The sequence below is a fragment of the Enterococcus sp. M-BR2 genome (assembly GCF_056612775.1).
Genome location: NZ_CM152743.1, coordinates 1,306,983 through 1,321,123 on the forward strand (window position 1 = coordinate 1,306,983; position 14,141 = coordinate 1,321,123).

The 14,141-nt window shown below is 38.2% G+C and carries 10 protein-coding genes and 1 pseudogene; 2 read left to right on the forward strand and 9 right to left on the reverse strand.

Translation table 11 applies throughout. The features are described 5' to 3' along the window. Positions 1-54: 54 nt before the first annotated feature. Both mutY and recX read right to left on the reverse strand, forming a co-directional pair. Positions 55-1,233, reverse strand: a complete 1,179-nt coding sequence (gene mutY / locus AC1F25_RS06380) for an A/G-specific adenine glycosylase (RefSeq protein ID WP_002316961.1) — start codon at positions 1,231-1,233, stop codon at positions 55-57. Next, positions 1,226-2,023 carry a recombination regulator RecX gene (recX, locus tag AC1F25_RS06385; RefSeq protein WP_002320426.1) on the reverse strand — a complete coding sequence of 266 codons (798 nt, stop codon included), beginning with the start codon at positions 2,021-2,023 and terminating at the stop codon, positions 1,226-1,228. Before recX ends, mutY begins: the two co-directional genes overlap by 8 nt. Before the next feature lie 106 nt (positions 2,024-2,129). Between recX and rlmD the strand changes: the two genes are divergently transcribed. Next, positions 2,130-3,512, forward strand: coding sequence for a 23S rRNA (uracil(1939)-C(5))-methyltransferase RlmD (gene rlmD / locus AC1F25_RS06390; protein WP_479993980.1), 1,383 nt, complete (start codon positions 2,130-2,132; stop codon positions 3,510-3,512). A gap of 171 nt (positions 3,513-3,683) precedes the next feature. Here the strand turns inward: rlmD and AC1F25_RS06395 are convergent, their stop codons facing one another. Both AC1F25_RS06395 and AC1F25_RS06400 read right to left on the reverse strand, forming a co-directional pair. Next, entirely contained in the window at positions 3,684-4,262 is a 579-nt protein-coding gene (locus AC1F25_RS06395; protein ID WP_002310335.1) for a lytic polysaccharide monooxygenase auxiliary activity family 9 protein, read from the reverse strand. 157 nt (positions 4,263-4,419) lie between these two features. Next, positions 4,420-5,967, reverse strand: a complete 1,548-nt coding sequence (locus AC1F25_RS06400; RefSeq protein ID WP_002320427.1) for a carbohydrate-binding protein — start codon at positions 5,965-5,967, stop codon at positions 4,420-4,422. A gap of 276 nt (positions 5,968-6,243) precedes the next feature. On the opposite strand from AC1F25_RS06400, the gene AC1F25_RS06405 reads away from it, so the two are divergent. Beyond that, positions 6,244-6,714, forward strand: a complete 471-nt coding sequence (locus tag AC1F25_RS06405; RefSeq protein WP_002310332.1) for a TspO/MBR family protein — start codon at positions 6,244-6,246, stop codon at positions 6,712-6,714. 118 nt (positions 6,715-6,832) lie between these two features. Here AC1F25_RS06405 and AC1F25_RS06410 read toward each other — a convergent pair whose 3' ends face one another. The 5 genes and pseudogenes from AC1F25_RS06410 to AC1F25_RS06430 form a co-directional block, all read right to left on the reverse strand. Further along, positions 6,833-8,059, reverse strand: coding sequence for an LCP family glycopolymer transferase (locus tag AC1F25_RS06410; protein ID WP_002334662.1), 1,227 nt, complete (start codon positions 8,057-8,059; stop codon positions 6,833-6,835). A 357-nt stretch (positions 8,060-8,416) separates the two neighbouring features. Beyond that, entirely contained in the window at positions 8,417-9,907 is a 1,491-nt protein-coding gene (locus AC1F25_RS06415) for a Mur ligase family protein (protein ID WP_025476959.1), read from the reverse strand. A gap of 38 nt (positions 9,908-9,945) precedes the next feature. After that, positions 9,946-10,185: a hypothetical protein gene (locus AC1F25_RS06420; RefSeq protein ID WP_002316958.1), complete on the reverse strand. Its 240-nt coding sequence runs from the start codon at positions 10,183-10,185 to the stop codon at positions 9,946-9,948. 5 nt (positions 10,186-10,190) lie between these two features. Continuing rightward, positions 10,191-11,869: pseudogene (locus AC1F25_RS06425) on the reverse strand (hypothetical protein). Positions 11,870-11,977: 108 nt separating this feature from the next. Further along, complete coding sequence (locus AC1F25_RS06430) at positions 11,978-14,086, reverse strand: adhesive domain-containing protein (RefSeq protein WP_479993981.1); 2,109 nt, start codon at positions 14,084-14,086, stop codon at positions 11,978-11,980. Positions 14,087-14,141 lie beyond the last annotated feature (55 nt).

Genomic DNA, 14,141 nt, shown 5'->3' on the forward strand with positions numbered 1-14,141 from the left:
GGGTGTTCATTACACCGACATCATAATTATTATATCAATAAAAATGAGCTTTGCCTAGAAAGGATTCCTATTGTTTCGATTTTTCTCCAACTGTTCCACTAGTTTCATTTGTACCTTCGGAAAAACGACCGAATCAAATGCAGCAGGCTTCAACCACTTCGAAGTTTTGTTCTCGGTAAATTCCTGTTCTGCTTCCTCGGTTGCCCGTCCGTAAAAAAGGAGAACATGCCATTTCAGATGACTAAAAACATGAGTAACCTCTCCTAAATGACGTGTCTGCCAAATAAAAAGTTCCTGCTTTTCGAAGGGAAGCTCTTTTCCGTCTTCTGCTACTAGATCATCAAACAGATCGACTTCCTGTTTTGCTTCCCATTCTTTTTTCAATCGCTCGTACTCCTCTTGTGTCACTTCCACCATTGGAAATGTCCACATATTCGCTAGCAGTTTTTGGCTATCTCTTTCTTCAAAATAATACGCTCCCGAATGATTTTGAAGAGCCGCACTGATATAATAAACGTTTTTTGGCTTTGCTTTTTTTGTTTTTACAGGAAAACTCGTTTGGATTCCTCGTTTGTTGGCTAAACAAAAGGCTTGGATCGGACAAGCTTCACACTTTGGAGAAGTTGGTGTACAGATAGCTGATCCTAGATCCATCATTGCTTGGTTGAATTCACCTGGATACGTTTCATCAATGATTTTCCGCATCGCTTCATCAAAGATTTTCCTGCTGGAAGCTTTGGCAATATCTGCTTCAATGCAAAACAATCTGCTGACTACTCGCATCACGTTACCGTCAACTGCAGGTTCTGGAAGTCCAAATGCTATACTTGCTATCGCTCCTGTCGTATAGGGGCCTATTCCTTTCAATGAGCTGATTTCTTCAGGCGTTTGCGGCATTTTTCCGTCAAATTCAGACATGATCTGTTTAGCAGCTGCTTGGATGTTTCGGGCTCTTGAGTAATAGCCAAGCCCCTCCCAAGCTTTTAAAAGCTTTTCTTCTGGAGCAGTTGCCAATTCTTCAATTGTAGGAAACCATTCCATGAAGCGATAAAAATAATCGATCACTGTATCTACTCTGGTCTGCTGGAGCATGATCTCAGAGATCCAGATACGATAAGGATCCCGATTGTAGCGCCATGGCAGGTTTCTTTTTTCTTGTTCATACCATTGAATGAACTGATCTTGAAATTCTTTTGTTTCTTCGTCTGTCCATTTTTCCCATTCTTTATTCACTTTCCTCTTCCTTTTCCGTAATGAATCGCTGGATCATATCCAAATCAAATCCTTTTTGATATAAGCTTTGTTTTACTTTTAGGTTTCTTTTTTTAGGTTCAAACCTTGAATTTCTTCGCCATAGTTTATCCCCTTGTTTGACTAAATAATCATATTCTGTTTCCTGGTCTACTTCTTGCGGAAGATCAGCCATCGCTTGTTGGATCACTTCTTGAGAAAAACCTTTTGTCATCAGAGTTTGTTGGATTTTCCGCAATAATTCTTTTTGGCTTTTCCCATGATTTTTTCCAAATGTTTTTTCAGCTGTTTGATGTGCATTTTGAACTTGGTCTTCAACTGTATACTGGGCGAGCGCCTGTTCAATAATCTCTAGTTTTAATCCTTTTTGCTGCATTTGCTGTGACAATTTTTTTGGACCTTTGTCACTTAAGCGCATGTTCGTGCGCACATAACTTTCCCCATAGACCAAATCATTGACAAGATCCAATTCTTTTAATCGGGCTACGATTTTATTTCGGTCTTCTTGAAGGATTTCCTTTTCTTTTAAGTATGTTCGGATTTCTTTTTCCGACCGTAACTGATAGCTTAAGTAATTCATTGCTAGCTGAAATCCGAAATCAGCGCCACTGCTCTTCTTGATCTCTTGGATAGTTTCTTCGTCTAATTCCCGTCCTTTTAACAAACGATAGCGTACTAATACATCTTCAGATACTTGTAAAGCTTCTCCTTCAGATAAATCTACGCGATAGAAAGGGCCTTTGCCTTTACTGATTCTCGTAACGGTTAACATAAACATCCTCCTCGAACATATATTCTCTATCATACCATAGAAAATCCCCGTAATCAGGTATTATATGTTAGAATAAACCACAGAAAAAAGAAAAAGGGAGATACTTATGGCAGAAACAATTGTCAAAAATGGACAAACGATTCCTTTGAAAATCAAGCGTTTAGGCATAAATGGCGAAGGAATTGGTTATTTCAAACGATTGATTATATTTGTTCCGTATGCACTACCAAAAGAAGAAGTACTAGTCAAAATCACGAAAGCAACTCCTCGTTATGCAGAAGGAGAATTAATAAAAGTCAAAAAGCCAAGCAAAGATCGCGTAGTGGCGCCATGTCCTGTTTATTATGAATGCGGTGGCTGTCAATTACAACACTTAGCCTATCAAGCACAATTGGATTTTAAAAAGGATCTACTCTTGCAAGCATTGGAAAAATTCAAACCAGCAGGCTTTCGATCCTACCAGTTGTTACCGACGATTGGGATGGATGATCCATGGCATTATAGAAACAAAGCACAATTTCAATTACGAAAAAATAAACAAACGCAAAAGACCGAAGCTGGTTTATATGAAGCAAACTCGCATCAGTTAGTTCCTATAACAGACTGTTTGGTACAAGAACCCCGAACACAAAAAGTGATGAATACTGTTGTTCAACTATTGAATAAATTTGATGCACCCATCTATGATGAACGGACAAACAGTGGTATTTTCCGCACGATCATGGTCAGAATCGGTGTCAAAACTGGAGAGCTGCAAGTCGTTTTTATTACTCGCAGTAAAAAATTCCCACAAAAAAACGCAATGATTCGCGAGATCAATGAACGCCTGCCCGAAGTTGTTTCGATCATGCAAAATGTCCAAGCACAAAAAACATCTCTCGTAATGGGGGATGAAACGATCCACGTATGGGGAAAAGAAACCATTGAAGAACAAATCAATGAAGTGACTTTCGATCTTTCTCCTCGCGCCTTCTTTCAGTTGAATCCTCAGCAGACCGAACTGCTTTATGGTGAAGGAATCAAAGCATTAGGTGCCCAGCCTGATGAAACAATCGTAGATGCTTATTGCGGAGTTGGTACGATTGGTCTAAGTGTAGCAAAAAAGGTCAAAGAAGTCCGAGGAATGGATACCGTTCCTCAAGCAATCGCTGATGCAAAAAGAAATGCGGAAAGATTAGGGTATCACAATACTCGATATGAAGTCGGTACAGCCGAACAAGTTCTACCTAAATGGTTGAATGAAGGTTTTCAGCCAGATGGTATCATCGTAGATCCGCCACGTACGGGTTTGGATAACGCATTGATTCAATCGTTACTGAAATTTCCACCAAAAAAACTTGTTTATATCTCCTGTAACGTTTCTACACTTGCCAGAGATCTGGTCCATTTAAGTAAAAAGTTCAATGTTGAATATTTACAGTCTGTTGATATGTTTCCTCAGACTGCACGTTGTGAAGTTGTCGTGAAGATGACGAGACTTGCTGATTAAACGAGAGAAGGCGTGAGCCTGCCGTTCAGCTCCGAGTCATAAGGAACAATTTCAAAAAACAGCTTTTCATGTTTGGTGACTATTGTCACTTGTGACCGAGGAGTTGGCAGGCGAACACTGCTTATTCAAAAAAGGGTTGTGACACGTTTTTTGTCACAGCCCTTTTGATTATTATTGGATATTCACGTCAATCACTTGATAGAATGCATTTGTCGTATCACTGATATTCCATACTGCTAAAATCACATTGTATCCTTTGCGGTCTTGAGGAAGTGTAATTGTTTGGTTGACTGTTTTTGGTGGTACGGTTGCTTTATCGTCTATTTTTGTAATCAATTCAAAATCGCTAAATTTCAAAGGTTGATCAGGGTTCCAATTTGGCTTGGTAATGTAGTAATCCCAAGTACTTGTCCGATGTTGCGCTGTTAAATTCCAAGTAATATTCAATGTTCCTGGATTGACCATATTTTTATACCATCTGTTAGATGTCTGTTCGTCTAAAGGTTCAAATCCGCTGACTCCTGCACTGGCGATTTTTCCATCAATGAATGTATTTTTGGTAGCTTCGATACTTTGCGGTTCCCATTGTGCTCTTCCGACATTTTGGTTTAGATTTCCTGCTGCTGATGTTCCTAGATATGCACGACTTCCAGGAGAAGTAATATAACCGTGTGCGAAACCTGGAATGCTGAAACCGAACAACCCTAAACTAACTAACCCGATAAACAATAACGTACTAATCTTTTTAATGTAGAAACCTCCTTCATTTGATAAACATATTGTAAACGCTTTATTATATTAACACAAACATTATGCTTTTATAATTTTATATTGAAATAAAAAGAAACAGGAGCTAAATAAAACTCCTGTTTACATTTTTTATTTATTTTTCATATATACCTATGAATCAAGAAATCTGTCTCCAAGGTCCCCATTCTCCAGATTCACTTGGATTATTGTTTTGAGTCCAGTACTTAGCTTCATAGATGATGCCTTCGTATACAACACGATCGCCAGCCGCATAAACTTTTTCAGGATCCCATACTGGATATTCACTTTCATTGTCCGCTAATGTTGTAAACGTCAATGTTGTTTTATCCGAAATATTACCAGAACGGTCTTCTGCTGTAAGTTCCACTGTATAAGTTGTATTCGCTTTTAAATTCTCAAAAGTATACTTGATATCTATTGTACTTCTTTCAACTATTTCTTCGTTTCCAATCAATCGAAGGTTATACTTTCCAATAGAATCATTATCTGTCGCAGGTGACCAACTTAGCGCAGCACGCCTAGATGTCACCAATTCTGCTTTAAAATTCTCTGGAATAGTTGGTTTTTCTTTGTCCTCTGGAAGAGGTGTGTCATCTGTAAAACGTTGTGCCACATTTAAAAATTCATACCGGTTGTTGACTTGTCCTTGTCCTCCATCGACCTTTGAATCTCGATTCATTGACCAGTAGGAAACCATTCCAATATTTCGTTCTTTTGCATGCTGAACAACTCGATTAAACATCGTTGCTGTAAAGTATGGATGAGCTTCACTTTCAAATCCGATTGATGGAGTGGTTCCTAATTTAGCATATGCTTGTTCTGTCGTCAAAGTCGTTCCCATAAATCTTTGATAATACTCTTTTAACTGCACCATTGTATTATCCACAGCATCAAGCGACCCTTGGGCATAATCTGGTACACTGCTTCCGTAGCACATTGTCATTAGATTGATATTTGTCAAATCCACTCCTGCCTCCAGATAAGCTTGTAACACTGCTAATCCGGTCGAAATCAGGCCAGTATCCATGACTGGCAAGGTCAACGTTACTTCTACACCAGTTGCTTCTTGAACTTTCTTTACCGCTTTTGCATTTGCCAAATTCGCTTCATATCCCATCGCAGCGGCTTCTACATCATAGTCTACACGTGTCAATCCATAGCCTTGAATAACTTCCATATAGGCATCATATAAAAGTGCTTGATTTTGAGTGACCTCCCAAAATGCTCCTGAATTCAGTCCGCCAAACGAAACAGCTACATCTCCGCCATTTTGCCGTAATTCCCGGATAGATTTTTTGATTCCTTCATACTGCCATTCGTCATTATCAATCTCACTTAGACCATTAAAACCACCCCAAGCCCAATCAATTCGACCATTTCTAATACCTCTCGCCTGTAAAAAACCTAATTTAAAAAATTTCTGTCCTGTTTGTTGAGCAACAGCTGCTAAGTTCAATGCCCCATTATTAGATAGTTCTTCATCAGAAGAATAAGCAGTTATATCCACATAAGGAGCAACTACTTGTTTTGGCCACTCAATTCCTTGTCCTACTCCAAAATCGGGATTAGTCACTACTGTTTGTTCGATTGCAGATGATTCTTGTACTTGAATCAGCAATGCAGGAGAAAAAAGCATCGTGCTGAGTGCCGCCCCAGTAAGTACTTTGAGTAAACCTCTTTTCATATTTATCAACCTTCCTATGTATAATTTTTTACTTCAGCCAAGCTTTTATGTAATCGATTACAATATAGATTGTAACAGAAGTTAATAAGAAAATAACGAATTGTAAAAAACATGAGAATTATTTAATACGATCTTTTTCAAATTCATGATTCATATAAACAAATTTTTAACTTTTTTAAATAACAATATTTCTCCATTATTCTTACTTCACAAACTAAATACAGGTATTGTTGTGATTCTTCATGTAAAATATTATTATAGAAAGGAGTTAATAGAATGAAGATGATAAAAGATATTCGTTTTTGGGTTTGTGTTATAGGAATTGTCATATTAGGCTTTTTATCAGGATTGCTTAGCGGAAATCCTGGAGAATATTACTATTCTTTACAACTTCCGCCATTTGCACCACCTAGTTGGATATTTGGACCAATGTGGACCTTATTGTATATTTTGATGGGTATTTCTCTTTATTTGTTGCTTAATCACAACAACAAAAAACAGCGAAACAACCTTGTAGGTCTTTTTGTGATTCAGTTCATTTTTAATTTCATATGGACTGCTCTATTTTTTAATTTAAGAAATATCTTCGTTGCAGCAATCGATATTACACTTTTGGTTATTTTCTTGTCAGTGCTTATGTATCAATTATGGCTGCATCATCGCCTAGTCATGTGGCTCATGATTCCTTATTATTTATGGGTACTATTCGCAACTCTACTGAATTATTCGATTTATTTTTTAAACTAAGTGCTAAAAACTAAAAACTTGTTAAGAAAGTATATTTAACACATAAAAAGAGTGCCACCTAAGTTAGATTTTTTTGTCTAATTTAGGTGGCACCCTTTATTAACCAAACTATTTTTTTCTAGTACCCACTTGTTGTTCCATACCCATTATTCTGGTCATAACCATAACCATTTTGTTCCTGTCCAGCATAAGGATCATAACTTTGAGTATCTTGACTTGGTGTATAGTACTGACTTGTATCTTCTGTTTGCTGATAATAGGTATTCGGATCTTGGTACTGATCATAGGTGTTTTCTGAATAGGAAGAATAATCAGTGTATCCTTCACTATTCGACCCATCACCGGTTGTCGAATCGGCACCTTCCGAATCATCAAAGAACATCATTGAAGCATTCTCATTTTTCAAATTAGGTAATGTGTCGCTGGTTTTGATATTTAATTGTTTCTTCAGTTCATTTTGAATCGATAGGAGATCGTTTTGTCCTAAAATCTGATAGTAGATATCATTGATCATTTGACCTTCACCTTGCAACTGGTCTTGTTTAATCGTTTCGAACGCCGGCGTGTAATTCGTTGCTACATCAAGCATGTCATCCCAATCCAAATCTGTTGTCACATTGTTTTCGACTGCTTTTAAAATTTTTCTATAATTGCTTACGCCATCTAAACTTAAAACTTTATTGACGATTTTCGTCACTACTTCCCGCTGACGACGTTGTCGCCCGATATCTCCTTCTGGATCTTCGTGTCGCATTCGGGAATAGGCTAATCCTTTTTCTCCATCCAATGTTTGTTCACCTACTGGTACATGGACACCATCCAACGTAAAGTCGATTTTATTATTCACTTTGATGCCGCCGACCGCATTGATCAAATCTTCCATACCGTCCAAATTGATGGTTACATAATGATCAATAGGAATATCAAGCAGTTGTTCAATTGAATCCATGGCCATTTCGACGCCACCAAATGCATAGGCGTGATTTAATTTATCTACCGTTCCATACCCTACGATATTCGTATAAATATCTCGGTCCAAACTGATAATCGTTGATTTTTTTTGTTTCGGATTAACTGTTACTACCATCATCGTATCAGAACGCCCTTGTTCTGTTCTTCCTAATCCACCGGTATCTAAACCTAATAGCAAAACCGAAAACGGTTCTTTGTCATCAATGCTTACTTTCTCAGAACGTTTGGAAGATATTCGATTAGAGTTTTTAGATATTTTGTTTACTGTTTGGCTCGCTTCTCCCATAAATCTGATACCGTATGCTGATAATCCGGCTATCAGCAAAACGAGTATACCTAATAAGGTTAATAGAACTTTTTGCCATTGCTTCATAGTACACCTCTGTCTCACATTTTCTAAAATATTGTCTCATACAACTGTTCAATCAGCAAATTCACTTTTTAATCATAAGAAAACTTTAAAAAATAATTCTTGTATAATAACCATTCTTTTAAAAATTTTCTCAAAATTCTTAACTATCATACCACACCACGAAAAAGTTCGAAAGCCCGAATATACGCAGTTTATAAACGTTTTATCTTTTTTTATGCATTTTTTGCTAGAAAAATTGAACAACCAGGTATTTCACAAAAATAGGAGTGTGACATCGACCTGCCACACTCCTTTCCCGTCATTTTAACGATTCCTCTTTACTCTGTTCAGACTAACATGGCGTTTCCCTAATACCTTCTATAAAGTCTGACTTTTCATATTATGCTTGTTTCCGATCTGACGCACATATTTGCCGATTTCATGAAAATCACTTCCAGTAACTGATCCTTTTGCTAAAACTAAACTGTCTTCTATTAGTTTTGTTTCCAGATCATTGCATAATTCCTGAAGTGAATCGAACCATTGAAGCCGATCATCTGTTTTCTGTCCTTCTTCAAAAAGCAATTTAAAATGTTCCCCATAACCATAAATATGCGTGGCAGCCGATTGGTTTAACTCCTCTTGTACAAAGCGGTGGATTTGCTTTGTTGAATCGCCTAAATCAGCGATTTGTCCAAGTATCAAGACTTTATTTCCTTTATAAAATGGTTGTATCCCATCAAAGTAATTGATTGCATTTTTCATGGAAGGCAATGAAGCGTTATGCGTATCATCAATAAAGGTGAAGTCTGTCCCTGTTTCTGATGTATAAATCGTACGTTCCAATATCTTAGGTAGTGGTTTGAATGTCTCAAATTTTTTTATATATGGAGAGATCTCTTTTTTCAGTTCTTTTGCTACAATCAACGCAGCCAATGAATTAGCGATCATCCCTTCTGAAGAAACTGCAAGTTTCAATAAAATATCTTCTCCGAAAAAAGAAACTAGGACTTCGCAATATTCTCTTTTTTGTGAGATTTGTTTCACAAAAACATCTCTTGAAGCATCATGTAATGAATAGACCACTATTTTGCTGGTTCTTTTCTCAGCAGCGCTTACTAAAATTGAAAATTCTTCTTTTCCTATATCTCCATTGATGATGGCGATTCCATCTTGTTTCAGGCCTTCGAAAATTTTTGCTTTATGCACTGCTACTCCTTTTGTATTTTTTAAAGAACTAAGATGTGCTTCTCCAATTGAAGTCACAATAGCAATATCTTGTTGTATCAAATTAGACATCGACCCTGTATCATATGAATTCAAAGCATTGACAGAAACTTCAAGATTCAAGACATCAGGATTAGAAAGTAATTTACTCATGTATAAAGGAACAGCAAACCGAACGTTGTGATTTCCCCTGTTTTCCAAAACTTTCTCTTCTTGAAGCAAATGAGTGATCATCATTCGCGTAGAAGTCTTCCCTGCTGACCCGGTAATCGCAACAACCGGATTTACAAAACAGGAACGCAATTTCGCAGATAATTCCAATAAAAATTTCCAACTATCTTCTACGATGAACTGTGGTGTCGTCACTGACGGATCCATGATTGGTTTTTCAGTAACGATCACCCCAAACCAATTTTCTTTTCCGATGATTTGTTCATTTCCATCTCGCCATTTCACGACCTTTCGATTGACGTAACTCCTTCTTTCTGGCGAAACACAAACAAACATCGTATCAGAATAATCCATGTTTCGTTTTAAGTGGCCTGAGAAATATTCAACATCTTGGATATTTCTATCTAAATCTCTATATTTCTTTAAATAATGGCCATCCATATCAACTAATAATGAATGTATCGAAGTCATAACTCTCCTCCTGTTTTTCTTGTTTTTTTCTAGACGCCTTACCACCTGCCTCTTCTTGGCCTTGCCTGGTTTACATATCTGGAGGCATTCGGTTCGATCCTTTTCGGAGAATCATCTTGATCCACTTCCCAAGGATACAACCCTTCTTCATTTTTCTTATATTGACTTAAATCTGATTCTTTCAGATTATTTTTTTGATCATTTTTCCGACGTATTTTAAGACCTAAATAGAAAACACCAAATGCAGCTAATGTAACAAAGCGAATGAATCCAACCATTCTTCTCACTCCTTCTTTTGATCATACATTCGATAGTTAATCAATCCTGATAAAAAGTGCTCTGCATCATCGATCCTCATACGAAAACGATCATGACGTGCAAAAAAGCCATATTTTATTGTTTCTGGTTCTTTGAAGAATTGAGCAAATTCAGGGAACATGACCCCAGTAGTAATCTCATGTCTCACCCTTTTTTTCATTACTGTATTTATTCTTTCTTTTACCTTATAGAAGTCAGTTTCTTCAGCAAAAATCGTTTTTCTCCACGTGCTGAACTCCAATTTTCTCATCATTTTTGAAGCAGCGACAAGCAATTCCAGCATCGTAGGATAAGCAGTATCTCTTTTATCAATAAAGTCGATATTATCTAACGCATTTTTTATACCGAAGCGATAATATTCTTCTGTCTGGCTATGTTTCAGCATTTCATTGGTCGCATAACTTAACCAATGATCATGATATTTTTGATAGTCGTTCGCTACGAACTGGTCCATCAAACCTTGACATATAGCAAAAACTTCTTTATTGCCTAAAATCTCATATGCTCGAAGCAAAGAGAATAAAATTTCACCATCATAATAAATGATCCGAAATTTTTCTTTCGTTTCTAGTTGTGCATTAAGTACATGAATCGTTCGATGCTCATTTGTTAAAAATTTAGCGGAAACAGTTTCTATCAGACGATTTAGGATTGGAACGTATTGTTCATCACCTGTTTGTTCGATGTATTTTGAAAAAGCTAAGATTGCTGTAGCCTGTGCTCCTAGTTTATATTCGATCTCTGTGTTTAAATAATCCTTGATTAAAAAATAACCGTCAGTCTCCGAAGTCAGATTTTCAATCCCCCAATCTAAACCCTTTTCAACCTCTGAGAGCATTTTTTCATCCGAAAAGTATTCTGCTGCTTCGGCTAGCGCATATAAAGACGAAAAGTGTCTCACGGAATTGTAACCTTTAAGCAGTTGATTATAACAAGGATAATATCCGTAAATAAATTTTCCTGTAGCAGTTAGCTGGTTTTGTAGATATATACTTCCTTTTTCGATCACTAGATCTGTTATTTCTGATAAATTTTCATATGAAACTTCCCGTAAGCAATTTCCATTACCGTAATCTTGCAAAGGATAAATATGACCGCCTTCAAAATAAAAAGATTTTGTTTTAAAGTAATAGAACGCAGAACGCTCCAAGTAGCTGAGATCTGTCTCTTCACGACCATACTTGCGTTTCACATAACTGCGGTAATTTTGAGCGTCGATTCTTAAATCAGGAAGATTCTTCCCAACTTTATGTGTTTTACTAGGTTTGATGATCGCATTTGCTACCAGTTCTTCTTTTAAGAAACTTCTTTTTCTTAGCCCATCAATTCTTACATTGAAATCAATGTAATTATTTCTTCTGATTTTTTTAAGTGCTGTATAAACTGCTCATAGTTGTTTTTTTCTTCTTCAATAACAATATCAATTCTTAAATAAGTCGCCTGATCCAGCTTATTGACATGGTATGCTGTCAAAAAATTCCGCCAAATCGTATCAAAATTACTGCCGTAGAATTCAAAGATCTTTCCTCTATTCGTAAAATCTCCTGTAGAGACGATCATCAATTGTTTTGATATATTTGTTTCAATTGTTTCTATCATTTCTTTGATTGCTGGCAAATAGCTTTCTTTTGTCTTAACTAGCACTCAATCACCTCATATTAAAAAGAAGTTGCGGCAAACAAAATCTGAACATCCGTTTTTATCAAAAAATCATAGATACGGAACTGCTTGCCGCAACGGCTTCTTTCTTAATTATTTATTGTTATCTGTTTTTTTATTTTTTTTGATTTTCCAAATTCCTAAACCAGATAGTGTAGACAGAGCTGCTCCTAACCAAGAAAGTGAACTATGAAGTGTCTCAGCAGTTTTTGGCAAGGATTTCGGTGTAGATCCACCTGTAGTACTTGGTTTTGGAGTATTTGAATGACCATGTCTTATTGGCATCTGCACTGAATCTTGATCATGAGAATGCATGTCTCCCATTGGATGATTAGCATCCGCGTCGGCATCGGCATCGGCATCAGCGTCCGCATCGGCATCTGCATCAGCGTCGGCATCGGCGTCCGCATCGGCATCGGCATCAGCGTCAGAATCCGCATCGGCATCAGCGTCCGCATCGGCATCTGCATCAGCATCGGCATCAGCATCAGCATCAGCGTCGGCATCGGCATCGGCATCAGCGTCAGCATCGGCATCAGCATCGGCGTCGGCGTCCGCATCGGCATCGGCATCGGCGTCCGCATCCGCATCAGCGTCAGCATCCGCATCAGCGTCCGCATCAGCATCAGCATCGGCATCAGCGTCCGCGTCAGCATCGGCGTCCGCATCGGCATCGGCGTCAGCATCGGCATCAGCGTCCGCATCGGCATCAGCGTCCGCATCAGCATCAGCGTCGGCATCAGCATCAGCGTCCGCATCGGCATCAGCGTCCGCATCGGCATCAGCGTCCGCATCGGCATCGGCGTCCGCATCAGCGTCCGCATCAGCATCGGCATCAGCATCGGCATCGGCATCAGCATCTCCTTCATCATCATCTGGAATAATTGCTGCTGTTGGCGCACTTGCTACACCATTTTCATCATAAGCAATCAATTGGATCTGTTCTAAGGGCACAACATCTTCTGCCGAGACTGGAATAGCAAAATTACCATTTTCATCTGCTTGTCCCTCTGCAATCATATTTCCTTCATCATCATAAATACGAACTGTGGCATTGGGATCTGCCATCCCAGTCACCTCATAACCATCAGTAGAATTACCTGTAACTTCTACGTTATAAGGAGCAGTGACTTCTTCAGCTGCATAAAACACTGGAGAATAGCCATCAACATTCGAAGCAATAGAGATCGATAGAATGTCTGATTTAAGAATGGTACCGATAAATCCTGCTTCATAAGGAACAGTCATGTCGACACCTGCATTTGTTAAGTCTGCATAAGTAGGATCTTGGATCGTTGTCGGTATAGTAACAGTCGTTTCACCCAAAATACTTGCATCAGCAAGATTACCAAGGAAAGAAGAACCGACATTCACCAATGCCAAAGCGGTATTAAACGTAAGATTGAACGCTGGCTTGACTGTAACTGCTAAAGCAGTATTGATTGTTCCGGCCGCTGCATCTCCAAGAAGCCCTCCAGTTGAAGTTGCCTCGATTGCTTGAACTGCATTATTGATTCCGCTCAATATATTACTTAAATTTTCTCGTATCACGGTTTCCAAGGCACCGTCTAGCTCTCTGTAGATGTATTCATCCCCTTGCATTTGAAGCTGCAATTCTACTTCAGCAGAAGTCAGTGTACTTAGATTATTCAATAAAGCAAGTTGTTCATAAACTTCCGAAAGATTCACTGTAGCTAAAGGATTCAAATTAATCAAACCTTCTACTGCTCCTACCAAAGTAGTCACCGCTCCATCTACAATATTTAATAGAGGTGCTAAACTATTTCCTGGAAGCAAAATATCTGTGTAGAAAGTACCAGTTCCATTCGGAGTGACCAATCCTTGCATTTCTTCTGGAATAGCTAAGACAGCACGACGCGTTCCATTAATCACGCTAACATCAATACCACTATTCGCTGATATAACAAAATCAACATCCCGACTCGCCCCCTGAAGAAGAAATGGGGCAGCAGCTGTAGTCCCACTAGTATTCGTTGTACTTAAATTGTTAAACAGTTGCCCACTGATTACATCTGCATGTACTTGTTGAGAACCAATAGTAAATAATGGCGTAGCCATTGAGATTGGTGTGATCCCTAACATCACACCAGCTGCAATGGATGTACCGGCAAGCAAGATTTTTTTCGATCTACTTTTTGCCCGTGCCTTCTGGTTCATACTTTTTTTATAATCCTTTTTCATTTTTTCCTCCTGTCATCCTTCTATCGTTCATCCCCAAATTTTTGATCGTTATAAA

Coding starts and splice junctions, on each gene's coding strand:
- recX (WP_002320426.1), bottom strand. CDS start 2,023: ATGTTAACCGTTACGAGAATCAGTAAAGGCAAAGGCCCTTTCTATCGC.
- rlmD (WP_479993980.1), top strand. CDS start 2,130: ATGGCAGAAACAATTGTCAAAAATGGACAAACGATTCCTTTGAAAATC.
- AC1F25_RS06400 (WP_002320427.1), bottom strand. CDS start 5,967: ATGAAAAGAGGTTTACTCAAAGTACTTACTGGGGCGGCACTCAGCACG.
- AC1F25_RS06405 (WP_002310332.1), top strand. CDS start 6,244: ATGAAGATGATAAAAGATATTCGTTTTTGGGTTTGTGTTATAGGAATT.
- AC1F25_RS06410 (WP_002334662.1), bottom strand. CDS start 8,059: ATGAAGCAATGGCAAAAAGTTCTATTAACCTTATTAGGTATACTCGTT.
- AC1F25_RS06415 (WP_025476959.1), bottom strand. CDS start 9,907: ATGACTTCGATACATTCATTATTAGTTGATATGGATGGCCATTATTTA.
- AC1F25_RS06420 (WP_002316958.1), bottom strand. CDS start 10,185: ATGGTTGGATTCATTCGCTTTGTTACATTAGCTGCATTTGGTGTTTTC.
- AC1F25_RS06430 (WP_479993981.1), bottom strand. CDS start 14,086: ATGAAAAAGGATTATAAAAAAAGTATGAACCAGAAGGCACGGGCAAAA.